Origin of the sequence: Pseudoduganella albidiflava, assembly GCF_004322755.1 — a bacterium.
GTDB classification, from domain to species: Bacteria; Pseudomonadota; Gammaproteobacteria; order Burkholderiales; family Burkholderiaceae_D; genus Rugamonas; species Rugamonas albidiflava.
The window spans coordinates 3219288-3242545 of the sequence record NZ_CP036401.1 but is presented as its reverse complement, the minus strand read 5'-3'; the positions used below and the strand labels follow the sequence as shown (position 1 = coordinate 3242545).

Genomic DNA, 23258 nt, shown 5'->3' with positions numbered 1-23258 from the left:
CGTCACCGGCAATTCATGTCACGGGCAATACCAGCGGGCGCACGCCCACCGGCATGAATTCACGCAACCTGATCTGCAGGTTGGCCCATTTGTGCGCCTCCAGCAGGAAGCCGAAGGCCCCCATCGCGTCGTCGCCCGGCCCCAGTTCGCGCACCCGCCGGTCCGTGGCGCGCGCCAGCTGGCCGTAGCCGGGATCGTTGAACCGTTCGGAAGTGAAAACGATGCGCGCGTCCGGCGCATGCACGCAGTAGTGATGCGGCGGCAGGCGGTCGGCATCGCCGGAAAACGCCGTCCACTTGATGCAGCCGTGCTGGTTGTCCAGCACTTCGAAGCGCTGGCTGAAGATGCCGCCAAGCCCGCCCACCGCCGCCACCCGCACGGCACCAAAGCACGTCAGCCCGTCGAAGTCGAGACGCGCTCCCCAGCCTGTAGTCGGGTCGGTCGCCGCGCCGATTGCCAGCACACCCGCCGGCGCATCGCCGAAGCCCAGGCCCGCGTCGACGATGCTGTCGGCAATGGTGAGCCGGTAGCGTTCGTCCACGGCGATGCTGCCGGTGCCCGAGCGCTGGATCACGATGTCGGGCGTCGGCACGAAATCGTCCTCGTCGCCCGGGTCGGTGAACCCGTAGCCATTTTCCAGCCGCAGCGCGGGCTGCATGGCGGCGCGGGTCCCATCGCGCAGTCCATGCCCGCCGGGTGCCAGAGTGCAGCCGAGGATCTCCAGCCGCGCCACGGCGGCGCGGTCGAACAGCGCGGCGCCGGCCGGGAAAGCGGCGCCCGGCGCCAGGTAGAGTCCCTCCAGGCGCACGGCCGGCGTATCGGGCGTGGCGTCGCCTGCCGCTACGGGCCGCAGCGACAGCGGCTGCGCCAGCCTCAGGATGGGGCGCTGCCCGCCAGCGGCGCGGATCGTCAGGTCGTTCGCCAGGCGCAGCGACACGGTGCCGTCGATCGCGGTGCCGGGCACCAGCGCCAAGTCGATGTCGTGCACCAGGCTGTCCGCGATCTCGATGATCACCGGCGCTGTGGCGATGTCGAGATTGTCCAGCGCCGCCTGCAGCGTGATCCCGCCGGGCACGGCGCCGACGGTGCGCAGGTCGGCCAGGACCGGCGAAGGGGCGGCGCGCCGCGGCAGCGGGTGGGCTCCCACCGGCCCCGCCGCGCCATACGTAAAACTGACGAACATGCGCGACACGGCCTGGCCGCCATCCAGCACGATCAGTTCATCGGCCTGCGTGGCGGTGTCCAACCCGACCAGCACGCGGCCGATGCGCGGGTCGACGACGATCTCGCCGCCCCGCAGCGGGCGCCGCAAGCCCGTCTCCCACGCGCACAGGTTGTCGCCCCGCACCAGCCAGCGCCATTCGGTGGCCGGCGGCACGGGCACCAGCAGCGCTTCCAGTGTCTCCGGCATGAACAGGTGCAGGCCCACGTCGGCCAGGTCGAAGCCGTCGGGTGGCGTGCCGGCGGCGTTGAAGAAATCGACGGCAACGTAGGCTTCCGGATGACCGGCCGGGGTGCCGCTGTCGAGCCGCGCCGCCAGGATCGGGCCCGGCACCGCATCGGGCGCGGTCAGCGGTGCCGCTACGCCACCCGACAGCGCCGGCCCCGGACGCGCCGTATTGAACAGCTGCACGGGCATGTCGAGCGGGTGCAGGTCGAAGCGCAGCGCGAAGCTCGCGCCGCCGGGCGGCGCCGGCGTCAGGTCGACGACCGGCTGGGCCAGCGGCCGGACCGGCGCCAGGCGGTAGGCGGCGAGGCGCCACAGGAAAATGGCGAGATTGGGCAGGTTGACGTGGCGGACATCGGCTTGCGCGGCCTTCACGTCCGCGGTGTAGGCAAAGGTGTCGAACGGCGTGCCCAGCAGGGACAGCGCGGCCGGATCGCGCAACGGCGCCGTGCCGCCACGGGGGATGTGGAAGCGGGTCAGGGCCAGGTCGGCATACGGCGGCCGGCCGCCCGCATCGGGACGCTGGTGGTTCAGGTGCTGCGACCAGCCCAGGTTTTCCCGCAACTCCACGCACCGGCAGGCCCAGCCCGTGAGGTTGGCCGCCAGCCGCTCGATGGCGCCCAGCGTGCCCTTGCGCCGGCGCAGCGCGATGGTATCGGCCACGTCCGCGCGCAGCGTGCGCGGGTCGCCCTGCAGGTGGGAAGTGCCCAGCAGGTCGGCCAGGTACGGGATCACCCAGTCGTCGCAGGTATCGATGAACAGGTCTTCGTACAGCTGCGCGATGTCGGCGTGCAGGGCGCCGAACGGGCCTTCGACGGCGGCCAGGTAGGCGCGCAGCTGGTTGGCGGGTTCCTGTTCCGCGTCGCGCGTGCGATAGATTTCCGGCAGGCGCTCATACAGGGGAACGCGCGGGTTCGAGGTGGTGCTCATGCGCATTCTCCCGCCGAAGGTTCGGCCAGCGCCGTCAAGGTCAGGTGCGATGGCGCCAGTTGCAGCAGCTCGCGCGCGCCGCACGGCAGCACCAGCCCGGCCGGGCGCGGTGCGGGCGGCAGCGGCAAGGCTTCCGGCCCGGTCGCATTGGGCGGGAAGCGGCCGAGAGCCGTCACCCTGCACCACAGCACACCTGGCACGTTCTGCAGCCTGCCCTCGATGCGGCTGGCATACTCCCGTTCGCCCAGGCGCCGCGCGCGCAAGCCGAACAGCCCCGTGCGCTCGGCCGCCGGATCGCCCGCCAGGCCCAGCGCCGCGCGCAGGGCCGCTTCGACGTCTTCCTGGCGCCAGGAAGGGTCGCGCGCATAGCCGACGTCGACGAATACGTAGCGCAGCAGCGCCTGCTGCACGACCAGCGGGAAACGGTCCGGGCCGCGGCAGCGCTGGGCGCGGGCCAGCGTCGCCCGCACGGCCGCGAACTCGCCTTCGCGGCCCGCTTCCAGCAGCACGCGCAAGATCAGCGCCGGCACGCCCACGTGCAAGTCCCAGGCCGCCGCCGCGGTGACCACGCCCGGCACGCCCAGCGTCTCCGTCTCGTAGTCGCGGATGCTGACCAGGCGCCCCAGGCTCTGCACCTTGCCCGGCGCCGCCTCGCGGGCCTTGCCGGCATCCTCTGCATCGGCGCCGCCCGAGACGATGCCGGCCAGGGTCACCTTGTCGAAGCCGGGTGGCCGTTCCGCCGTGGTGGGCTTGGTGTCCGGCTTGAGCGGGCCGCGCGCGCCGGCGCCGCTGCGGTAGCGCGCCATCACGTTGCCCAGGCCCGACGGCAGGCGAGCCCCGGCCTGGCCGTCGCCGAACTGCACAAAGCTGCGCCCTTCGGCATCCTCGCGCACGATGTAGGCCTGCTCTTGCGGGCCATGGCCGAAGAAGGCATCCACGCGGCGCCACAGCCGGCCGTCGACGTAGATCTGCAGCGCTGGCGCCCACGGCGGCACGCCGTCGGACGACAGGAAGTAGCTCAGCGGCGCCTTGGGAATCGCGAACGTCTGCCAGCTCTGGCGGCCGTCGCCATTCCCCAGCACCACATCGCCTTCCGCCTTGCCCTGCGAGGCGTCGACGAGGTTGCCGAACACGGTGACGGCGGGCGCCGTTTCGTCGAAATCGGCGTGGCGGAACGGCGCGGGCAGGCGGTCGAAGACCAGCGGCCACATCGCCGGCGGGTCGACAGCCAGCGTCGGGAACTCGCTAGCCGCGCTGGTGCAGGCCAGTTCGACGCTGCGGCCATCGCCGTGCGCCAGGAACAGCCTGCGGCCGGCCAGCAGGCGGGCCTGCGCGGCGGTTCCGTAGAAGTGCAGGGTATCGTGGGTGGGCGTGAAGCCGCCGTTTCGTCCATGCGTTACCGGTTGCAGGCGCAACGCGGGGCTGGTGACTTCATGCAGGCGGAAATCGCGCACGTCGCTGGTATAGGAATACGCGATCGTTTCGTCGACGAGCGGACGGTCCAGCGTCAGCAGCGTGCCAGGGCCGTTGACGTTGCCGAAGCCGATCGTGCGGAATTCCACCGCCGTCACACCGCGCAGCAGGCTCACGGTCACCGGCGTGCCGTCATCCCGGCTGATTCGCGTCTGGATCACCAGGCTGCCGCCGGGATGCAGGTCCGCCACTTCCACGTCGAGGGGGAACAGCTCGGGCGGCAGGTCCAGCGACGCCTCGGTATCCGTGCACTCCCACGTCAGGTGGCGCTGGTACCGGGTGTCGTATTGCGTCGCCCCGGTAATGGTGCCGCTGGCCGGCGTGGTGCCGACCGTTTTCAGCGGTGCGTTGTGGCCCAGGTGGCGGAACGTGCGGTTGATCCGGTAGGCCGCCACCGGTGCGGTCCATTGCCGCAGGATGGGCGTCTCCGCCTCGACCAGCAGGCGGCCCAGCAGCCGCGTGACCGTTTTCACCTTCACGACCTGCGCGCTGGCCTGGTTCACGGGAACGCCGCTGTTCGATGTCCATGGCGGCTCGGGCGGCAGCAACATCAACCGGTCGCCCGGCTTCAATTCGAAGGCCGCCAGGCTGGCGGAATCGGCGGCGCCGGCAACGCTGGACACTTCGAAAGCGAACGTGCCGGCGGCCAGCGTGGCCGCGTAGGCGCGCGGCCGGTACAGGTGGAAGCGGCCCAGGTGCGGCCAGGCCTCCAGCGGCGTATCGGTCTGAAAGTCGGCGGGCAGCGGCAGGTCTTCCAGCTCGACCTTGACGGGAAAGCCCGCGGCGATCGGCACGGGCTTGTCACCGCGCGCCTCGAAGGCCAGCGTGGCACGGCCACGGATGGCGGGCGACAGCCGGTAACCGGTCAGGCGCACCAGTTCGGCCACGCTGTCGCGCCATGCCGCCGTGCGCAGGTAGGCTTCGTTCGCGTAATGCTCCTGGTAGAACGTCAGGATATCGCCCAGGATCGCCGCGCCTTCCAGCAGCGCGATGGCGGGATCGTCCGCTTCGCGATGGGTCCACGCGGCCAGTTCGGGTGCCGCGTCGATGCCCCGGATCATCGCGGCCAGGAAATCGGGATAGCGGCCGATGCGGTAGTCGATGCGCGGCAGGCCGGGCCGGTTGAACGCGCGGCGCGGGAACAGCACGGGATCGAAGATCAGCGGATTGCAGGCCATCATTGCCTCCCGCCCTGGAGCTCGAAGCGGATGCTGCCCCGCTCCAGGTGGGCCGGATCGTTGGCCAGCAGCAGCACTTCGTCGAAGGCCATGTCGAGTACCTCCCGTCCCGGCAGGCCGGGCTGCGGCGCCGAGAAACGCTTCATGGTGATGCGCACGACATGGCGGATGCCGGCGATGCTCCCGATGCGGCCCTCGATGGCGCTGCGGTGCAGGGCCTGGCCGAAGGTCCACTGGTCCGGGTGGAAGAAGCCGCGGCGGCCATCCGGCGTCCAGGTGTCCGAGAATTCCTGCTCCAGCACGTCGCGGATATCCTCGCGCCAGTAGGTATCGGCCACGCACACGACCACCAGGATTTCCAGCGGCACGTAGCGGGGCGGCCGCAGTTCCAGGTCTTCGCCGATCAGCCGCACCGCCTCCAGGTGGCTGGCGATGCGCGGCGAGAGTTCGGCCCACAGCATGTCCGACACGGCGTCGCCTGCCACGGCGAAGCCGGCCGGATCGATCGCGATGCGCACCGTGCGCCAGCTCCCCGTCCACGCATAGCGGGCCACGGCCCGGGCCACGCCCGGCACTTCCTCGGCTCGGCGCACATAGTCCGCCAGGGTCACGGCGCGCAACTGGCGGGCCCGGAACGCTTCCGGCGCGTTGCGGCGAACCTGTTCCGCCGGCTCGGGATCGCTGCCATCCGTGACATCGAATGGATTCGTGACGGCCACCACCGCGCCGGTCAGTGCCCCGGTCAGCGCCCGGCTGTTGAGCAGCTGGTCCGCGCCGATATTGCCGGCATGGCCGCCGCCCACCTGCAATTCGGCGTGGACGATGGCGCCGGACGGCAGGCCACGGCCGTTGGTGCCGTTGCCGAAGCGCAGCACGCTGCGGCGCAGTTCGTCCGTTTCCACCATGTAGTGGTCGCCGTTCTCGGCCGAGTCGTCGCTGTGCACCAGGCTTTCCACTTCATCCCAGCGGTCGCGCACGCCGCCTGGGGGCTCGACTTCCACGTACAGCGTGGAACGGGCCGCCAGCTCGCCAGCCGCGCGGATCCCCGGCGGCGGCGCCAGGTACGCCAGCGGCACGTCGTCCGGCAGGCTGGCGAACGCCCAGTCCGCGCCATTGCCGAAGCGGTCCAGCCGGGAGTAGTGGCGATGCAGCACGGTGGCGCTGCCGGTGGGCAGCGTGCTGCCCGGTTCCTGGAAATGCACCTCCAGCAGGCGTCCTTCATGCGCCATCACGAGGTTGCCGTAGAAGACCGATACGTGTTCGACTGTCGTCGGCGGCGGCCCGGGGCAGAAGGTGGTGAAGCTGAAATCGAAGCGCAGCGCGTCTTCCGGGCGCCAGTGCACGCGCACCAGCCAGGTGCCCGTGACCGGATCGAACACGGATTGCGCGGCGCCGCGCGCGGCATCGGTACCCGGCAGCAGCCGCAGCAACTGGCGCCGGCCGCGCCGGTAGCCGGCCAGGTTGCCGGTCCACGGGTTCAGCACCTCGGCGACCAGCATCTCGCGCCACAGGCCGTCGCGCACCAGGTCGCGCAGCGCATCGGCGTCCGCCTGCGAGCCCAGTCCGCCCTGTGGCACGAGGTCGGCGCTGGTACTGCCGGCCGCCAGCGCCGGCTGCGCGTTGCGCCACGTGTGCAGGTGCAGCCGGTTCAGCAGAGGATCGAAGCGCTGGCGTTGCGCGGGCGGCAGGCGGCGCTGGCGCGTGGCGAAGAACACCGCGTCTTCCCGCGCCGGCTCGCTGCCGGTCCACGCCAGCAATTCCTGGTTGGCCAGCGTGAAGGGCGCCTGGCCGGCCAGGATGTCCAGCGCAAGCCAGGTGCTGGCCTGGTTCCCTTCGTGGAGGTGGTAGTCCATCAGCCGGGCATGGCGCGCCAGCGACACGCGCTTGCGCGTGGTGCCCAGGTATGCTTCGGCCATCACGCGGTCCTGGAAGTCGCTCAGTTCGTCGGCCGCCGCGGCGAACAGGCCGATCAGCACCTGGTCGTGGTCCGCCTCGCTCGTGCTGGCCCAGCCGGGTACTCGTTCCGCCATCGCCACCATCAGCGCGTGGCGGAACGAGTCGTAGTCCTTGGCCAGGTAGTCGATCGCGGGACTGGCCGCCGCCGGCCGGCCCCCCGGCAGGGGAGCGCAGTCGTTCGTAAAACAGCCGGGCCGGAACTTGAAGCCGATCGCGCTGAAGAATGAGTCGATCGCGCTGGCGTCCCACACCAGTTCCAGCGTGTAGGTGGAATAGTCGCCGACGGGCGCTACCCGTATCGCCAGCCGGGCGGCATCGATGGCGGAGGCGGCGATGACCTGTACCTGCCCGGTCGCGCTGCCGGCCACGATGCGCGTGCCGCCGCGAATCCGGAAGATTTGCCGGGCCGCCACGGGGTCGCCGCCGATGTCGGCCAGGATCGCCGCCAGGTGCAGGTCGTTGAAGAAATGCAGTTCCAGGTCCGCATGGGGCGGATCGGCGCCGGGCGGCAGCGCCACCAGGACCAGCTTCAGCCCGTTCAAGCCGCGGCTTTCCAGCACGTCGGCACGGTCGTCGACGTAATCGGGATAGAGGATGGCGGCCATGGCGCTTACCTCGAATTGCGCTGGAAGCGCACGATGCGCGCGTCGGCGCTGCCGGCCGGCAGGTAGCTCACCGTGACTTCCAGCGTGGCGCCCGCGTCGTCCCACGTGACGTCGACCAGTTGCACGGTAAGGCGGTGGCCCAGCCAGCGCGTGAGCGCGTTCGTGATGCGCGCCTTGACGACGCCGCGCAGCGTTTCGGAAGCCGGCTCGAACACCAGCCGGCGCACGCCGCCGCCGAACTCGGGCAGGAACAGCCGTTCGGCGGGACTGGTCAGCAGCAGCTGCAGCACTTCGTCGCGCACGTGGGTATCGTCGCTGGCCGGCGCCACCGTGCGCCCGTCGGTGCCGATCCGGAAAGGGAATGCCAGGTGGCGGCCATTCGACAGGGTGTGCTGTGCCATCGTCATATCCCTTTCGCCTGTTGCTGCACCTGGACCACGACGGCCGTGCCTTGCGGCGCCTGCGCGGCGTTCAGGCACAGTCCCACGCTGTTCTGCAACAGCATCGGCACGCCGCGCACGCTGGTCTGCGTGGCGCCCGTGACCCACTGGATCGTCAGGCATGGCGAATATGCCACCGGCGTGAACGGGCAGCCGACGATCGGGTGCACGTCGGTCTGCAGCAGGGCCGGCGCACCGGCGATCACCGCATCCGTGTTGCTGGTGATGAGCTGAGCCTGGCCGCCGTGCGGGCACATCACGGTGCTGGCCGTGGTGAGAATGGGGATCACGGCGGCACCCCGAACGCCATCGCGCCGTTGACCAGGCTCACGCCGGCCAGCCCCACCTTGATCAGGCCGTTGTTCAGCGAGATCTCCTTGTTCGTGATCTTCACTTCGCAGGCGCCACAGGTGATGGTCACTTCCGTGCCCGTCATCTTGATCTCGGGGCCGGAGCCGTGCGTCAGCAACAGCTCGTCGCTCTCGTCGTCCATCACCAGTTTGTGCCCGTTCTTCGACACGAAGACCCGCTTGCCGGGGCCCTGCGGGTTCGGCCGCTGGCCTTCCGCCCACCACGCGCCCGACCACAGCGGCCGGTCCAGCTGGCCCGCCTCGAACTCGATCCACACGCCGGCGCCCACTTCCGGCAGCAGCACCACGCCGTGTCCGTCGCCGGCGAAGGCGGCCACCGGCAAGGCCCAGCCGCACGGCTGGTCGCCCAGCACGGCCGGCACCGTGGCGCGGATGCAGCACTGGTTGGCGGGATCGTCGACGTCCGTGACGATGCCCCGGTATTTGCCGAAGTAGCTGCCGCCGACCCGGTCGACCAGCCGCTCGACCAGTGTTTCGGTTGGATTGCCCATCAGAAGATCCCTCCGCTCAAGGACACCGACAATTTCAGCCCTCCGCCCAGCGCCTCGGCCACCGCGGCGCCGGAAATCTCGGTCACGGAGTCCGTCTTCGCTTCCAGCTCCTGCACATACAGCGAGGGCGTGATGCGGTGGACCACCTGGGTGATCAGGTAGTCGCCGCTGTACGCCGTGGCGCCGGCATCCACGCGCACCTTGTTGTAAGGGGCCAGCACCGCCCCGTAGCAGCCGGGCACCACGTGGCTGCTCAGGCGGTACACGTAGCCGCTGCGGCGTGCCTGGGCGGTGGCGGCCGCCGCGGGATCCTCGCGCGTGTTGTCCGCCGGGTGCAGCAGGCGGCGCGGCGTGAGGTCGGCGGGCCGGGCCGGCAAGGCGCGCATCAGCCCCAGGTCGGCCGCGCTGGTCTCCAGCGTCGTGACGCCCTGGTCGCTCACCCGCAGTACCTGCGCCTGCGTGCGCTCGCCCCCCAGCGGGTCCTGCGTGATCTCCGCGTTCGACAGGTTGCGCCCCGCGCCGATCAGCACCAGCGGCGGCAGGCCGGCCGGACCGTCCGGATCGGCGCGGAAGCAGCCGATGCTGGCGCCCGGCAGCTCGCCCGGCAACACGTAGGCATGGCGGTCGTTGACCCGGCCCAGCTCCCTCAGGAACTGCAGGGCGGTGCCGCGCCGCGTGGTGGTCTGCGGCTTGCCCGTGGTGGCCTCGATGTCGACGGAACGGATGACATCGGTGAACTGGTCGAAGATGGCGGCGGCAATCTCGCTGGCGCCCTGGTTCTCGTAAGTGGGGTCGATCTTTTCATCGCGGTCGAGAAAGGCGCTGTCGTCGCGCACCACCATGGTGGCCGTGCTGCGGCCCGGCTGCGAATCGAGGTCGGCGTCCACGCTGACGAGGGGACCGTCGATCAGCGGGGCGAAACGGCCATCGCCAATGTCGATTTCCACCCGCACCCGCGAGAACGGCGTCGCGGTATCGCCCGGCCAGTGCTGCCACGTGCCTTGCGCATCGAGGCACAGGATCATGCGCAGCCGCGCTTCCCAGAAGGCGTCCATTTCCTGCGTCACCTCGATTTCCTCGATGCGCCGCAGCTGTTCCGCCGTGGCCGGCTCCTTGCCGAACCAAACCTGGAAGCGTTGCCCTGGCACGTCAGGTCTCCGGCAGGGTGATGGTGGCGCCGGGCCGCTCGACGAGCGTGCGGCTGTCGAGGGCCGTGTTGGCATCGGCCATGTGCCAGAACTGCGTGGCGTCGCCGCTGCGGGCCTGCGCGTACAGGTCCAGCCGGTCGCCGGCGTGCACCGTGTGCGGCTGGCCGCCGGCAGGCGTGAGGTGGCGCAGCTTCAGGGCCACCACCGTGGTGCCGGTCGATGTCGTCGTAGTGACCGTGCCGACCTTGGCGTAGCGTGAGTTGGGCAGGAACATGGGCTCTCCGGGCAGCGTGTGAAAGGGCGGGGTCAAAGGGGAATCAGGTCCACGGCCTGTTCCGCCGTGTTGGCCAGGTTGGCGATCGCCTGGGCTTCCTTGGCGATCGTCGAATAGGTGAGCGCGCCCTTGGCCAGGATGTCGTCGGAGCAGTCGTCCACGTCGATCACGCTGAGGGCGATGTCGACCTCGGCGCGCAACGGGTTCAGGATCGCGTCGTAGTCCAGTTCCGTGATGCTCATCGAGTCGATCGTGACGGGCAGCACGCGCGTGGGGCCCCAGATGAACAGGATGCGCGGATAGGTCTCGCGCGGGATCGGCTGGGCCGGCTCCGGCGTGTCGCCGCCGCCCAGCGCGCTGCCGATGGCGTCGATCGCGGCGCCGATCAGCCCCGCCAGCTTCGCGCTGGGCAGCACCATCTTCTCCAGCGCCGCCAGCTGCGGGCCGATGCCGAACAGGTCGGCCAGCACCTTGCCTTCGTCGAGCATGTTGGCCGCGCTGAAGTGCGCCTTGAAGGCGATGCGCTCGAAGGTCTTCTCGCCGGCCTGCGTGGTTTCGCGGCGCGTGCTGCCGGTCGGGCGCGCCGGGATCTGCAGCGTGCGGGCCAGGGATTCCGGGTTGTACTGGAAGATCACCACGTTCGGGATCGGCCCGATCAGCGATGTCCCGTACTCGATCAGGGCGCCGCGCAGCAAGGTCATGACGACTCTCCCCGCACGGTGGTGGCGATGCGCGTGGCGATCCGCCCCGCCAGCCCGCCGGCATCGGTCGACGCGGGCGCCGTGATGCGGCCGGCGTCGAGTTGCCCGGCCGGCGCGGGCGGCACCGCGCCCGCCTTCGTGGCCAGGGCCTGGGCCAGGGCCGGACCCAATGCGTGGGCCATGGCGCTGGCCGTGGCGGGTGCGATGCCCCGCAGGTCCAGTTCCAGGCGGTCGATGCGCAGGCGTGTGCGGGTGGGTGTCATCGTACGATCCTTTGCTCCGCCACCAGGGCGGCATAGGGCCCGAACTGGTCCAGGCTGTTGGCGCGGTCGAGCTTTTCATATTCCCGTTGCACGGCCAGCACCACGGCTTCCATCGTGAGGCGGCGCGGCGCGCCCTCGGCGGCGCTTTGCAGGCATGCCTGGAACACGATGGCGCGGATATGGCCGCCGGCCAGCGCGAAGCGCTTCGCCAGGAACTCGATATCGAGCGCGCTGGCGTCGACGCCGGGCGGAATGACGCTGCGCCAGATGTGCGCGCGCACCGGCGCTTCCGGCAGCGGAAACTCGACGACGAAGCGCAGCCGGCGCAGGAAGGCCTCGTCGACATCCTTCTTGCGGTTGGTGGCCAGCAGGGCCAGGCCCTTGAAGCGCTCCATCCGTTCCAGCAGGTAGCTGATCTCCAGGTTGGCGTAGCGGTCGTGCGCATCCTTCACTTCCGTGCGCCGGCCGAACAGCGCGTCGGCCTCGTCGAAGAACAGGATCACGTCGGCCGAATCGGCCGCGTCGAACAGGCGGCGCAGGTTCTTTTCCGTCTCGCCGATGTACTTGTCGACCACCTGGGACAGGTCGATCCGGTACAGGGGCAGGTCCAGCGCGGCGGCGATGGCTTCGGCCGCCATGGTCTTGCCGGTGCCGGGTGGCCCGGCGAACAGCGCCGTGAGACCGCCTTCGTTCCACGCCCGCGCCGTGCCCCATTCGTAATGCACGCGCGTCAGCGCGGCCATGGCGGCGACGATCTCGTCGATCTGCCGGGCCTGCGGCGGGGCCAGCATCAGTTCATCCCGGCTGAAGCGCGGCGTCACGGGCTGCGCTAGCGTGCCCAGGTCGAGGTCGGCGCGCGCGGCGGCCAGCATCTCGGCCTCGCCGGGTGGCGTTTCCAGCGCGGCCAGCTCGGCGCCAACCCGCGCGATGGCCGTGCGCTCGTAGCGGAAGCGGCGCGCCAGTTCCGGGAGCAGAGGGCCGGCCTGCGGCAGCGCGCGCTGCCACGCCGCCAGCCGTTCCCGATAGCCCAGCGCTGGCACCACGAGCGCCGGCATCACCTCTGCCGGACCATTGGCGCCCAGGCCACGCAGCGCGGCGCGTTCGTGGCCGCCGACGAACACCGCCAGCGGCAGGCCAGGCAACGGCAGCGGCCGGAGCGCGCCGTCGTGTCCCCCGGGGTCGGCCAGCAAGCCGGCGGGCAGGTAGACGGCATGGCCGCGCAGCCACGCCGCACTCAGGGCCTGCGCCAGCTGCTCGGGTGGCAGCGCGGGGCTCGGCTGCACCGTGCGCACGCCGGCGAGCGCCGTGCAGGCCGCCGCGACTTCCGCCAGCGGCGCACCGCGCACGCCGATGACGGGCACGATGCGCATGCCGCGGCGCGGTGCCTGCGCGCCAATGTTCGTGACCAGGGCCGCGGCGCGCGCCATCGCGGCCGCAGCCGGCGACTCGGGAAGTTCCTCCGCAGCGATGGCCTCCAGCGCCGCCGGCAACGGCGCGCCGGCAAACAGCAGTTCGCGCGCCACCAGCGGCGGCACGGACAGCGGCGCCTGCCAGTCGATCGGGCCGCCACCGGCCAGCAAGCCGTGGCGCAACAGGCTGTGGGCCGGGTCGAAGCAGCGCACCAGGGCTCCGGGATCGTCCCAGAGGCGTTGCGCAAGCGCGAAAGAGGGTGCGGTGCGCGACGGCTCGTTGAGGCAGCACGCGATCACGTGGCCTGCCGCGCTGTCCAGCACCGGCAGCAGGGCCACCGCCAGCACGAAGCATTCGACCGGTTCCAGGTCCAGTTCGCGCGCGACCCAGCCGAACGAGCCGCGCCGCGCGTGCCCGTCCAGCTGCGGTGGCGCGGCCGTGCCGATCCGGTCGCTGAGGTGCCGCGCCGTCACGTCGCCGGCGAAGAAGGCCTGCTTGTCGTGCTCGTAGCGAAGCTGGTCGAGCGCGGCGAGCGCCCGGTCGACCGGTGGCGGCAACGCGGATGCCGGAAGATCGGTGGCGGCCTGCCAATCCCGTTCGCGCCACAGCCAGCAGATTTCCCGGCGCAGCCGCAGCGTGACCTGGCCGAGCCAGTACGCGGCGAACGGCTCCTGCGCGGACAGCCCGCGCGTGAAGGTGGCTGGTTCGGCGGCAGGTTCGGGGCCGGGGCCGACCGCAACAGCGCTGGCTGGTGCGGCAGATGGCTTGGCTGCCGCCACCACTTCTGGTGCGCCAGCCGGATCGGCGGGCGGCGCGGCGTGCCGGGCGGCGGCGGGCGGTGGCAGCGTCATGGCACCACCACCAGGGGAGCGGCCTTGGCCTGCTGGTTGTTCACCCGCAGGATCACGCGATACGTGCCGGCCGGCAGCGCCGCCTGGGCGCCGGCCACGGTAAGCGTCTGCTGGTCGGCGCTGACGGTGACGGTATCGAACAGGTGGATCGACATGCCGTCGGTTTCGCGCACGATGAGCACCATCACGTCGTCCGTGGCGGTGCCCAGCAGCAGGCCCTGCAGGCGCAGGTCGCCCGCCACCAGCGCCGCGCCGGCGACCTGGGGCAGCAACCGGGCGGCCAGCAGGTTGCTGCCACGGGTGTGCGTGGCGGACAGGCGGCGGCGCACGACCAGTGGCACCTCGCCGGCCGACAGCGTGGTGCCGGACGCGATCGGCGTGCCGGGACTGCCTTCGGCCGTGACGACCAGGTGATCGCTGCGCCGCTCCACCAGTATCAGCATCACGTCGCCCAGCATGACCTCGATGTCGCCGCCCAGGTCGGTGCCGAAAACGCGGATGGTGGTCCCCGGCTCGAAGCGCGCCGGCTCGATGCGGTCGAGCCGCGCGCCCAGCGACGGCAGCACGTCGATCTGCACGCCGTCCTGGCCGATGATGGTTTCCGGCACCGTGCTGTAGTCGACGCCGACGAGCAGCGCGTTCCGCGGCAGGCTGCCCGGCACGATCATCACGGGGCGCACCTGGAACGCGACAGACAGGCGGAAGCGTTCTTCATTGCCCTGCATGAGCTTGGTCAGCAGGTCGGGACTGGATTCGTCGAAGCTCAGTTTCAGCGGCTCGGGGTTGTAGTGCAGTGCGGGATCGACGGCCGGCGGGACGGTCAGGAAACTCATCTGGTGCAGGGTCGCCATGCCGCTGCCCAGCAGTTCGTGCGCCGCGGCCGTGTCGCTGCGGCCATCGGCATCGAAGGCGGTCAGCAGGTACCTGAGCACCAGCCACAGGGGCGGCGGTTCGCCTTCGTGGAGCGGCACGTTGCGCAGGTAGGGATCGAAGACCGTCTCGAACAGGAACAGGTTGACCTTGGCGTTGGCGTCGTTCGACGCGGCGTCTTCCGGCTTGCCGACCGTGACGCCGAAGCCGGCCGCCGCCAGCCGCTCGCGCAGCAGGCGTGTCACGGCGCCGATCGCCCTGAGGGAGTCGCCGAGCGACATGTCAGATCCTGCGCAGCGAACGCCGCGCGAGCGCACTGCGCGGTGGCGTAGCGGCTGGTACCGCCGGCGGCTGCGGCAGCGCCACGGTCTGGGCGGGCGGCGCGTCGACCCTCACCTGGATCGTGCCGATCGAGATGTCCACGATATCGTCGCGGCGCGCCGGCGGCACGGCGAAGGGCTCCGCGGCGGCAGGGTGAACGGCATGGGTCATCGCCGGGCGGGCCGGTTCCGGCGCGACCGGCGCCGGGCTGGCGATGCGCTCCATCAGGGGTTCGGTGTGATGCGGCGATGCGACCGCTGCCTTGCCGCGCGCCGCGGACGCCGGCGCCACCGGAACGGCCGCGGCTGCGGGGTCGGCGGCCACCCATTGCAGGACCGCCTGCAGCGGCGTGGGCGGCGCCTTTTCGTGCGCGATGGATTCGGTAGCAGCTTCACCAGGTGCTTCAACAGGAGCTTCAACACGGGGCGCGGTACTGACCTCGGTAGCTGTCGCGGGAAGGAAGGCCTGGGGCACGGGATTGATCGCGGCAGGGCCGGCCAGCGCCGCCTGGTGCGCAGGCGCCTCTGACGGCGCGACTGGCGGCCCGTACGTCCCGGCTTGGCCAGCTTGCATGGCGGGCGCCCTGGCAAGGTCGACGATTGTGACGTTGCCTGGCTGCGCTGGCGCCGCGCCGGCGTGCGCCAGCGGCACCCGCACGCCGGTTTGCGACGGGGCTTCCTCGTCAGCCGGCGCTTCCATTTCCAGGCCGGATGGGGCCAGCGCCGCTTGCGCCGCCGGTCGCCCCGGCGCCAGGGATGCGCCGGCATCCAGGCCACTGGCCCGCAGCAACGCGCCAAAGTATCCGCTCATCGTTCTTCCTCGATCAATGCCAGGTAGTGGGCCCGGCGTGCCGGCGGGATGGCCAGCACCTCGGCTTCGGTCCAGCCATAGTGCGCGGCGCAGCGGTGCACTTCCATCAGCAGCGCCCGTTGGCGCGCCGCCAGCCGGGCCAGCGCCAGTGTTTCCAGGTCGAGCGCCACCTGGTTCGCCGCGCCGCACGCCGGACACGCGCAGGCCACGGCGAAATCGACCATCGGATCCAGCTCGGCCAGCGCGGCCGACAGCCCGGCTTCGTCTTCCGGGCCCGCCGCGCCGTCGAGCAGCAGCGTATCGAGCATGGTCCGCAGCGCCTCCGTCCGCGTTGCCGGGCGTGCCGCGCGCCAGCGGCGCAGGTCGTCCCCGGTTGGCCGCCGCAACGTGACGGTACGCCCGTCGGAGAACGCCACGCGCAGCGGCCCCGCATCCTGCGCGTCGCCCGGCAGCGAGCGCAGTGGCAGGTCGAATGCAAAGACCTCGCCGCAGCCGGAGGCCGTGCACGTCGAGTGCATCGGCATCTCGTCGCGCGCATCGGTCAGCGCCACCAGGTGCAGCAGCGCCGTGGTGCGCAGGCCGACCGGCTGGTGCCACCAGAAAGCCGGGTCGGGCCGGGCGCAGCATTGCGCCAGCACGCCGGTGACCAGGGCAGGGCGGTCCGCCTGGCTGAAATCCACGTCCAGGTCGGGCGCCATGCCGAATGGGCGCATCGGCGCAGGTGGCGATGCGGGTCCCATGGCAAGCGGCGTCAAGCCGTCAGCACCGGTTCGGTCGGTTCGCTGACATCCCGGTCGCGCTCCCATCCCTCGTTTTCGAGTTTCAATGTCTGGATGGCGATCGCGTTGGCATTCGCGTCCAGGTCCGGCATGGCCTGGAACTCGGAGACCCAGCAGCGCAGGATCTTGTAGGCCAGCACCACCTGGCCGGCCTCGTTGTACACCTCGAGGATCAGGTCCTTGCGGAAGTCCTTCAGGCTGACTTCGGCCCCGAGTCCGGCACCGCCGAGCCAGATCTTGTTGGCCCAGTTCTCGAATTCGAGGTCGTGCGTGACACCCCGCTCCAGCGTGATGGCCTCGTACTTGGACCGGCCCGGCGACTTGCGCGAGGTGGACGGGTCGCCGCCTTCGCGGTGTTCGACGACCTCGGTGGTGCGCTTGAGTGCGCCGACCTTGCTGATGCCGGCCACATACCGGCCATCCCACTTGATGCGGAACTTGAAGTTCTTGTACGGGTCGAAGCGATGCGTGTTGACGGCGAACTGGGCCATAGTCTTCTCCTTATTGCAGGTCGCCGGCGATCTGCTGGATGGTGAGCACCACGAACTCCGCCGGTTTCAGCGGCGCGAATCCGACCAGGATATTGACGATGCCGAGGTTGCGGTCCGCCTGGGTCGTGGTCTCCTTGTCGCACTTGACGAAGTAGGCTTCCTGCGGCGTCTTGCCCTGGAACGCGCCCTGGCGGAACAGGCCGTTCATGAACACGCCCACATTGAGGCGGATCTGCGCCCACAGCGGCTCGTCGTTGGGCTCGAACACCACCCACTTGGTGCCGCGGAACAGGCTTTCTTCGATATACAGGGCGAGGCGCCGGATCGGGATGTATTTCCACTCGCTGGCCAGCGTGTCGGCCCCTTCGAGCGTGCGGGCGCCCCAGGAAATGTGGCTGTAGCCGGGGAAGGTGCGCAGGCAGTTCACGCCCAGCGGATTGAGTGCGCCGTTTTGCAGGTCGGTCAGCGCATACGCCAGCGCCTGCACGTTCTCAAGCTTGGCGTCCGTACCGGCCGGGGCCTTCCATACGCCCCGTGTCGCATCCGTGCGCGCATACAGCCCGGCGATCGTGCCGCTGGCGCCGATGCTGCGCAGCCGGTTGCCGTTCGCCGGGTCGGGCACGAAGGTGCGCGGGAAGTACACGGCCGCGTCGCGGCTGCGCAGGGAGTCGTTCTCCGTCATCCAGGTCTGCATCGCGTCGAGCGTGGCGGTGGCCGGCGGTATGTCGATGAGCAGGAAGCCGCGCCGCGACGCCATGTACACGGCCGCCTGGTCATAGACGGCGCGCATGTTGGTGCCGTCCAGGTCGGCCGCATGGGGAATGCACAGGATGTTGACGAGGTCGACGTCTTCCAGCGCGTAGATGCCGGTCTTCGGCGCTTCGCTGCCGATCAGCGCCGCGTCGTCGACGGGCAAAAGTCCGTCGAGGCCATCGGCCAGCTGGTATTGCTGCACGTTGGCGATCGAGCCGATAGGGAAGCCCATGTCCTGTGCAATCGCCATTTCGATGGTGAGGGTGGAACCGGCAAGATAGTCCGGGCTGCCGCGCCCTCCCTGTACCACGAACCGGTAGGGGCTGGCGGCCGTGCCCTTGCCCAGCAGGCGCACCGTGGCGCCGGCCAGCAGCGAGCGTTCCGTCTCGGCCAGCGCCGGCAGGGCCAGGGCCCGGATCGCCGATTCGATGTAGGGCCGCAGCGCCTGGTACGTGAGGGGCGCGGCGCCCGGGTAGCTCAGCGTGGCGACCTGCGTGGCACGGGGCACGGCCGGGTCGGTGTCGTTGGCTACCGTGACCTCGAAGGTCGACGTGTTGGGCGGTATCGCGGGCGGCATCGGCAGGTCCGCGCCTTCGCTGCCGGAGACGGCCGGCCGCGGGAACGGCGCCGTGGTCGGCAGGGCGGCCAGGGCGGTGCCCGTGAGATCGAAGCGGTCGAGCTGGACGATGCGCGAGGTCTCGTTGACGGTGTCCACCGCATAGTTCGGCGCGGCCAGTTCCATCGTCAGGTTGCGGAACACTTCGTTGCGCAGCACCCGCCGCCGGCCGTTCTCGATGACCTGCTCGGTGATCGACAGGTTGAAGGTCTCGGTCGGCGCGCTGGTGTCGTAGTCGACTTCGAGGAACACGTGATTGCCCCATTCGCCGGGGGCGGTGGCGATGGCGCCGCGCAGGCGCCGGCCGGCCAGCACGCGGAACATCGCGGTGCCGAGGCTGTCCTCGACCATGGCGCGCGCTTCGATGGCGTTCTCGGCAACCGTGGTCGAGTCCAGCGTGGCCACGCGCACGACCCAGCACTCGGCGCCGCCGTTCTGGAAGAACTGCTTGATGCCGTAACTGGCTTCACTGGTGGTATGGATGCCGCCGAACTCGCGCTCGAAGTCGGCATAGCCCAGGCATTGCACCGCTTCGTTCAGCGGGCCGCGCGGGAAGCTGTCCACGAACGCGGCGATCGACGTGGCCACGCCGGTGATGGTGCGAACCCCGCTGGCCCGCTCCTCGATATAGACGCCTGGGTAAGTCAGGGCACTTGGCATGGTTGGTCCTTTCAGGGCATGCGGGAAGTAGGCGTACGGACAACGCGGGTGCACGGACAAGGTGGGCGTCCTGCTCACGCCGTGTATTGCGACACCGGCTGCAAGACCCATGCCACGGGCACCCGCCATGAGCGTTGTGCACGCGCGTGTCGCGCCCGGCACAACGGCACGCGGCGGGACTGTATCAATCCCCCTGCGGGCCGTGTCGGCGCCGCCACGGGTGTGCGTGGAACGCACACGGCTTGATCTGCCGGGCGTCCCTCCCTATACTGAATCGCACGCTGCGCACGAAGCTGGATGACTGGCTGGTTCCCCCCGAATGTGACTCCGAATGTGACTCCGAATGTGACTCCGAGTGTGACTCCGAATGTGACCTGCAAGGAGGCCGAACGATGCCCATGACCGATTCCGTCCATGGTGCCGCGCTGCTGAGCAACTTCGTCGGCGCATCGCCCGCGTTCCTGGAAGCGATCGCGCTGATCCGGCGCTTTGCCCGGTCCAGGGCCCCCATCCTGATCACCGGCGAAAGCGGCACCGGCAAGGAGCTGGCCGCGCATGCGGCGCATGCGCTGAGCGAGCGCCGCGATGGCCCCTTCATTCCCGTCAATTGCGGCGCGCTGCCCGACGCGCTGATCGAAAGCGAATTGTTCGGCCACGCCAAGGGCGCGTTCACGGATGCCAGCCGCGCGCGGCACGGGCTGGTGCGCGATTCGGAAGGTGGCACGCTGTTCCTGGACGAGATCGAGGCATTGTCGGCGCGCGGCCAGGTAATCCTGCTGCGCTTCCTGCAGGATGCTTCCTTCCGCTCGGTGGGGGAAGAACAGCGTCGCCATGGCAACGTGCGCGTGGTGGCGGCATCGAACGTGGACCTGCGCCGGCTGGTGGAACGCGGCGGCTTCCGGCCCGACCTGCTGTTCCGGCTGGACGTGCTGTCGGTGCGCATGCCGCCGCTGCGCGAACGCGTGGAAGACCTGGGCATCCTCGTCCCGCACCTGCTGGCCAAGGCGGCGCGCGGGGAGGGTGGCAAGCCGAAGGGGCTGTCCTCCGCGGCACTCGACCTGCTGTGCACGCACCCGTGGCCCGGCAACGTGCGCGAGCTGGAGCACGTGCTGCTGCGCGCCCACCTGCTCAGCAGCGGTGCCTGCATCGATGCGGACGACCTGCGCCGCTGCTGCTCGGCGTTACGCAGCGTGCCCGTGCAGGGCCTGAAAATCGACAGCAACCTGCTGCGCAACGAGAAGCTGCGCGCGGTGCGCGAAGTGGAGCGGCGCTTCGTGGAAAGCGCGCTGGCGCAAACCAACGGCAATATCAGCGAGGCGGCGCGGCTGTGCAATATGGAGCGCGCCACGCTGAGCCGGATGGCCAAGAAATACCGGAGCGGGGAGTTCTCCGCCCTCGGCGCCATCCAGGGCGCCATGGGCAGTATCCACTGAGGTGCCTGCTGAGCCACCTGTATCAGCCTCCTGTATCAGCCCCCTGTATCAGCCTCCTGTATCAGCCCCCTGTATGGGCCGTGCAATTCTCCGCCGCAACCTGGCCGGACGCGCGCAGCGCGAACGATTCGTAGCACAGCGCGTCGGCACGGCGCAGGGCAGTCGGCGCATGCTGCGCCATATCGAACCAGATGTGGAAAGGTTCGTGCAGCAGCGTGAGCCCACGCAGGCCCGGCTCATCCCAGAAGGCCTGGCAAAGCACCATCAGCCGATTGCCCGGGCACGTGAACGCCACGGTGTCCACGCAATCGCCCGCCGTGCAACCCACCAGTTTCGTCGTGGGGCCACTCCGGCACATATAGCGCAGGTAGCCGCTTTCCAGCGTTTCGCGGACGCGGCGATAGCGGCCGGCCACCTGTCGCACGAGCGGGAAATGGGCGGGGTTCGCTAGCGTCAGCCCGAGTTCTTCCTGCAGGATGGTGTCGAAAGCCGCATCCGGCGCCGCGCCACCACGGACACTGGCCAGATTTGTCGTCAGCGCGTCTTCGGCGACCTGCGCCAGCCCGATGGCTTCCGTGTCGGCCGCCTCGAGCGCCGCGACCACTTCGTCGCCGGTCAGGTCGGGATTCGTGAGCCCGGTGGCCTGGCAGGTCACGTTCTCGCGCCGCACGCGCCGCTGCACGCGCGCGACGGCCGGACCCGCGGCGGATTGCTGCACCACGTGCGCCAGTTCATGGGCCAGCAGGTGCCGGCCCTCGGGCGTGTGCGGCGCCAGCTGGCCGCTGTCGAAGACGATGTCGCGGCCGACCGTGTAGGCCAATGCATCCATCTGCCGGGCCGATTGCGCCGCCGCGCTGTCCGCATGCACGCGGACGCCTGAAAAATCATGGCCATAGCCCGATTCGAAGAAGTCGCGGGTGGGACCATCCAGTGCCTGGCCGGGCGAGCGCAACACGGCATCGACGCTGGCCGGCGTCGCGGGTTCGCCGCCGGTGACGGACCCGCCCGGAGCCGCGGCCAGCGCCGGCACGTGACCCCGGCCCGGCTTGCGCATGACTTGCTCCGCCGCCGCGTCGGCCTGCCGTTCGCCGGCATCGCCGCTGGCGCCAATGGTGAGCGCCGACCTGGCCTGGCAGCGCGGGCACGATCCGCCACAGGCGCAGGCTCCCGCGCGTTCCGGCGCCGGATCGGCGTGCTGGCCGTGATCGGGTGTTCGCCGCTGTACGCGTTCGTTCGCAGAACGGCCAGGCCGCGCGGTCGTCTTCTGTTGCAGTGCCAGCATGGCGGTCTCCTCTCAGGTCACCCACTTTGTGAAGCAAGAAGCGTGACAGTATCGTCCGGGAATGCCCTGCTCAAGCTTCCCGCGCTTTGATTACCTCGCATGCGTCCTTCGGGAAGTCGCGTGCGTTGCGCAACAGGCCATGCACGCGTTCGGCCAGCGTCCCTTGCAGGATGGCGTGCCTGGCTGCCGCCGGATCGGGGAATACGGGGTCGAAGGCCGTCAGCAACAGGTGGACTTCGCCGTGGTAAGCCGGCGTCACGGAATCGAGCAGGATACTCTCGGGAACCAGGCTGACCGGCGCGGTGGCGCAGGCCAGCAGGCGCTGCATCGCGACGATGTCGTCTACCCGGTAGACGTGCCACTGCATGCCGGCCTGTTCATGGACGATGAAATCGCCTTCCGCGCATTCGACGGCACCGGCCGGGAAGGCCATGGGCATCACAGACACTCCGCGCAGCTGACCTGCTCGATCATGTCGCTGCGCACCTTGAAGAAGGGCCGGCCGCCAGGCAGCTCGGCGGGCTGGTCGTCGTCGTCGAGCGCCCGTTCGCGGGTGGCAGGCCTGAAACTGGGCCCGGGTGCGGGGCCGTGGATGGGCCGGCGGCCGTTCTTGCTGTAGACGGCGGGCTCGCCGCCGGCGGCGTCCATGCGCCCGGCGACGATATGGAAGTCGGGCCGGGCAGCGCGCAAGACATTCCCCTGGGCGTCCTCGGGGTGCATATTGTATTCCCACAACCAGAACTTCACCTCTCCCGGCAAGCAGGTGTCTGCCGGGCTGTAAGGGGGAGTGAACCGCGCCTCCATGTCGGTGTACACAGCGGACGGCGGGGACGTGTCTTCGTAGCTGCGCAACGCCAGCCCGGCGCAGTTGTAGGTGAGCCGGTTCTTCGCGGGGTCGTAGCTGGGATACGCGCTGCACGGCGTGCGGGGCACGCGCCGGATCTGGCGCGACAGCTTGCCGCTGGCCTGCTGCACGACGTGGGTGAGTTCGTGCGCCAGCAGGCGCTGGCCCGCGCCCGACGCTGGCGCGTATTCCGACCGCCCGAAGAAGATGTCCTGGCCCAGGGTGAAGGCGCGCGCGTCGATCTGCCGGGACAGGGCGTCGGCCTGTGCGTCATGGTGCACACGCACGCCGGAGAAATCATGCCCGAAGCGGCTTTCCATGAAGCCGCGTGTCGCCGGCGGCAGGGCGCTGCCGCCCCCTTGCACGGCACGCTGCAGCGACCGTTCGTAGCCGGCCGGGACAGCCAGTGCGCCATCGGCGGCACCGACCGTCTCCTTGCGCTGCAGGCTTGCTGGACCGGCATCATCATCGCGCAGGATTTCTCTCTCCGCCGTGCCCGGAGCGGCATGGGCGCTGTCGTAGACCTCGTCGGGATCGAGCACCTTGCGGTACAGCCTGGTCTGCAGGGCAGGAGAGCCTTGCCGGATGGACGCGCCATGCTCGCCGCGCATCACGGCATCGGCCACCCGATCGGCTTCCTGCTCATGCGCATCGTTGGCGGCGCCGATCGTCAGGCTGGACTTGGCCTGGCAGCGCGGGCAGGTGCCGCCACAGGCGCAGGAAGAGGCCGAGCGCTGGCGCTGGATCGTGGGAAACGACAGTCGGGTGGAAGAGGCTGGGGATTCCATCGCCCTGGAAGCACCCGGCCGGGTCGACCGGTTCGCAAGAGTGGAAAGCGAGCTTGGCATGGCGGTTCTCCTC

At 70.2% G+C, this 23258-nt stretch carries 20 protein-coding genes; 1 reads left to right on the top strand and 19 read right to left on the bottom strand.

The window, feature by feature from the left end; all coding sequences use genetic code 11:
* Window positions 1-13: 13 nt before the first annotated feature.
* Genes EYF70_RS13425 through EYF70_RS13350 form a run of 16 tightly spaced genes read right to left on the bottom strand, consistent with a single transcriptional unit; the run spans window position 14 to window position 18838 of the window.
* Window positions 14-2377: a phage tail protein gene (locus EYF70_RS13425; protein WP_131145857.1), complete on the bottom strand. Its 2364-nt coding sequence runs from the start codon at window positions 2375-2377 to the stop codon at window positions 14-16.
* Complete coding sequence (locus EYF70_RS13420; protein WP_131145856.1) at window positions 2374-5031, bottom strand: baseplate J/gp47 family protein; 2658 nt, start codon at window positions 5029-5031, stop codon at window positions 2374-2376. The genes EYF70_RS13425 and EYF70_RS13420 overlap by 4 nt, the downstream gene beginning before the upstream one ends.
* Entirely contained in the window at window positions 5028-7589 is a 2562-nt protein-coding gene (locus tag EYF70_RS13415; RefSeq protein ID WP_131145855.1) for a baseplate J/gp47 family protein, read from the bottom strand. The genes EYF70_RS13420 and EYF70_RS13415 overlap by 4 nt, the downstream gene beginning before the upstream one ends.
* Window positions 7590-7594: 5 nt before the next feature.
* Window positions 7595-7990, bottom strand: a complete 396-nt coding sequence (locus EYF70_RS13410) for a GPW/gp25 family protein (protein ID WP_130189617.1) — start codon at window positions 7988-7990, stop codon at window positions 7595-7597.
* A 2-nt stretch (window positions 7991-7992) separates the two neighbouring features.
* Window positions 7993-8319: a hypothetical protein gene (locus tag EYF70_RS13405; protein ID WP_131145854.1), complete on the bottom strand. Its 327-nt coding sequence runs from the start codon at window positions 8317-8319 to the stop codon at window positions 7993-7995.
* Entirely contained in the window at window positions 8316-8891 is a 576-nt protein-coding gene (locus EYF70_RS13400) for a phage baseplate assembly protein V (protein WP_131145853.1), read from the bottom strand. The genes EYF70_RS13405 and EYF70_RS13400 overlap by 4 nt, the downstream gene beginning before the upstream one ends.
* Window positions 8891-10039, bottom strand: a complete 1149-nt coding sequence (locus EYF70_RS13395) for a hypothetical protein (protein WP_131145852.1) — start codon at window positions 10037-10039, stop codon at window positions 8891-8893. The genes EYF70_RS13400 and EYF70_RS13395 overlap by 1 nt, the downstream gene beginning before the upstream one ends.
* A 1-nt stretch (window position 10040) precedes the next feature.
* Window positions 10041-10313, bottom strand: a complete 273-nt coding sequence (locus EYF70_RS13390; protein ID WP_131145851.1) for a hypothetical protein — start codon at window positions 10311-10313, stop codon at window positions 10041-10043.
* Between the two features lie 32 nt (window positions 10314-10345).
* Complete coding sequence (locus EYF70_RS13385; protein ID WP_130189612.1) at window positions 10346-11014, bottom strand: hypothetical protein; 669 nt, start codon at window positions 11012-11014, stop codon at window positions 10346-10348.
* On the bottom strand, window positions 11011-11277 hold the full coding sequence (locus EYF70_RS13380) for a hypothetical protein (RefSeq protein WP_131145850.1): 267 nt from the start codon (window positions 11275-11277) through the stop codon (window positions 11011-11013). Before EYF70_RS13380 ends, EYF70_RS13385 begins: the two co-directional genes overlap by 4 nt.
* Window positions 11274-13538 (bottom strand): ATP-binding protein, encoded by a 2265-nt coding sequence (locus tag EYF70_RS13375; protein WP_131145849.1) that lies wholly within the window; start codon window positions 13536-13538, stop codon window positions 11274-11276. Before EYF70_RS13375 ends, EYF70_RS13380 begins: the two co-directional genes overlap by 4 nt.
* The gene (locus EYF70_RS13370) at window positions 13535-14689 is read right to left on the bottom strand and encodes a Pvc16 family protein (protein WP_131145848.1); all 1155 of its coding nucleotides are present in this window, start codon (window positions 14687-14689) and stop codon (window positions 13535-13537) included. The genes EYF70_RS13375 and EYF70_RS13370 overlap by 4 nt, the downstream gene beginning before the upstream one ends.
* A 1-nt stretch (window position 14690) precedes the next feature.
* Window positions 14691-15539 (bottom strand): hypothetical protein, encoded by an 849-nt coding sequence (locus EYF70_RS13365; protein ID WP_131145847.1) that lies wholly within the window; start codon window positions 15537-15539, stop codon window positions 14691-14693.
* Window positions 15536-16279 (bottom strand): hypothetical protein, encoded by a 744-nt coding sequence (locus EYF70_RS13360; RefSeq protein WP_131145846.1) that lies wholly within the window; start codon window positions 16277-16279, stop codon window positions 15536-15538. The genes EYF70_RS13365 and EYF70_RS13360 overlap by 4 nt, the downstream gene beginning before the upstream one ends.
* A gap of 11 nt (window positions 16280-16290) precedes the next feature.
* A complete protein-coding gene (locus EYF70_RS13355; protein ID WP_131145845.1) occupies window positions 16291-16809 on the bottom strand; it encodes a phage tail protein in 519 nt (172 codons plus the stop codon).
* 10 nt (window positions 16810-16819) lie between these two features.
* On the bottom strand, window positions 16820-18838 hold the full coding sequence (locus tag EYF70_RS13350; protein WP_131145844.1) for a phage tail sheath C-terminal domain-containing protein: 2019 nt from the start codon (window positions 18836-18838) through the stop codon (window positions 16820-16822).
* Window positions 18839-19236: 398 nt separating this feature from the next.
* Between EYF70_RS13350 and EYF70_RS13345 the strand changes: the two genes are divergently transcribed.
* Entirely contained in the window at window positions 19237-20271 is a 1035-nt protein-coding gene (locus tag EYF70_RS13345; protein WP_165497660.1) for a sigma 54-interacting transcriptional regulator, read from the top strand.
* A gap of 61 nt (window positions 20272-20332) precedes the next feature.
* On the opposite strand, the gene EYF70_RS13340 is transcribed toward EYF70_RS13345, so the two are convergent.
* From EYF70_RS13340 to EYF70_RS13330, 3 genes are all read right to left on the bottom strand, one after another.
* Window positions 20333-21553, bottom strand: a complete 1221-nt coding sequence (locus tag EYF70_RS13340; RefSeq protein ID WP_131145842.1) for an eCIS core domain-containing M35 family metalloendopeptidase — start codon at window positions 21551-21553, stop codon at window positions 20333-20335.
* 70 nt (window positions 21554-21623) lie between these two features.
* The gene (locus EYF70_RS13335) at window positions 21624-21992 is read right to left on the bottom strand and encodes a hypothetical protein (protein ID WP_131145841.1); all 369 of its coding nucleotides are present in this window, start codon (window positions 21990-21992) and stop codon (window positions 21624-21626) included.
* Window positions 21992-23185: an eCIS core domain-containing protein gene (locus EYF70_RS13330; RefSeq protein WP_165497659.1), complete on the bottom strand. Its 1194-nt coding sequence runs from the start codon at window positions 23183-23185 to the stop codon at window positions 21992-21994. Before EYF70_RS13330 ends, EYF70_RS13335 begins: the two co-directional genes overlap by 1 nt.
* Between the last annotated feature and the right edge of the window lie 73 nt (window positions 23186-23258).

What these genes read in the sequence shown, in the direction of transcription:
- EYF70_RS13330 (WP_165497659.1), bottom strand. Translation starts at nt 23,185, where the DNA reads ATGGAATCCCCAGCCTCTTCCACCCGACTGTCGTTTCCCACGATCCAG.
- EYF70_RS13375 (WP_131145849.1), bottom strand. Translation starts at nt 13,538, where the DNA reads ATGACGCTGCCACCGCCCGCCGCCGCCCGGCACGCCGCGCCGCCCGCC.
- EYF70_RS13340 (WP_131145842.1), bottom strand. Translation starts at nt 21,553, where the DNA reads ATGCTGGCACTGCAACAGAAGACGACCGCGCGGCCTGGCCGTTCTGCG.
- EYF70_RS13425 (WP_131145857.1), bottom strand. Translation starts at nt 2,377, where the DNA reads ATGAGCACCACCTCGAACCCGCGCGTTCCCCTGTATGAGCGCCTGCCG.
- EYF70_RS13385 (WP_130189612.1), bottom strand. Translation starts at nt 11,014, where the DNA reads ATGACCTTGCTGCGCGGCGCCCTGATCGAGTACGGGACATCGCTGATC.
- EYF70_RS13420 (WP_131145856.1), bottom strand. Translation starts at nt 5,031, where the DNA reads ATGATGGCCTGCAATCCGCTGATCTTCGATCCCGTGCTGTTCCCGCGC.
- EYF70_RS13390 (WP_131145851.1), bottom strand. Translation starts at nt 10,313, where the DNA reads ATGTTCCTGCCCAACTCACGCTACGCCAAGGTCGGCACGGTCACTACG.
- EYF70_RS13380 (WP_131145850.1), bottom strand. Translation starts at nt 11,277, where the DNA reads ATGACACCCACCCGCACACGCCTGCGCATCGACCGCCTGGAACTGGAC.
- EYF70_RS13365 (WP_131145847.1), bottom strand. Translation starts at nt 15,539, where the DNA reads ATGAGCGGATACTTTGGCGCGTTGCTGCGGGCCAGTGGCCTGGATGCC.
- EYF70_RS13415 (WP_131145855.1), bottom strand. Translation starts at nt 7,589, where the DNA reads ATGGCCGCCATCCTCTATCCCGATTACGTCGACGACCGTGCCGACGTG.
- EYF70_RS13345 (WP_165497660.1), top strand. Translation starts at nt 19,237, where the DNA reads ATGACCGATTCCGTCCATGGTGCCGCGCTGCTGAGCAACTTCGTCGGC.
- EYF70_RS13335 (WP_131145841.1), bottom strand. Translation starts at nt 21,992, where the DNA reads ATGCCCATGGCCTTCCCGGCCGGTGCCGTCGAATGCGCGGAAGGCGAT.
- EYF70_RS13360 (WP_131145846.1), bottom strand. Translation starts at nt 16,279, where the DNA reads ATGGGACCCGCATCGCCACCTGCGCCGATGCGCCCATTCGGCATGGCG.
- EYF70_RS13350 (WP_131145844.1), bottom strand. Translation starts at nt 18,838, where the DNA reads ATGCCAAGTGCCCTGACTTACCCAGGCGTCTATATCGAGGAGCGGGCC.
- EYF70_RS13355 (WP_131145845.1), bottom strand. Translation starts at nt 16,809, where the DNA reads ATGGCCCAGTTCGCCGTCAACACGCATCGCTTCGACCCGTACAAGAAC.
- EYF70_RS13400 (WP_131145853.1), bottom strand. Translation starts at nt 8,891, where the DNA reads ATGGGCAATCCAACCGAAACACTGGTCGAGCGGCTGGTCGACCGGGTC.
- EYF70_RS13370 (WP_131145848.1), bottom strand. Translation starts at nt 14,689, where the DNA reads ATGTCGCTCGGCGACTCCCTCAGGGCGATCGGCGCCGTGACACGCCTG.
- EYF70_RS13410 (WP_130189617.1), bottom strand. Translation starts at nt 7,990, where the DNA reads ATGGCACAGCACACCCTGTCGAATGGCCGCCACCTGGCATTCCCTTTC.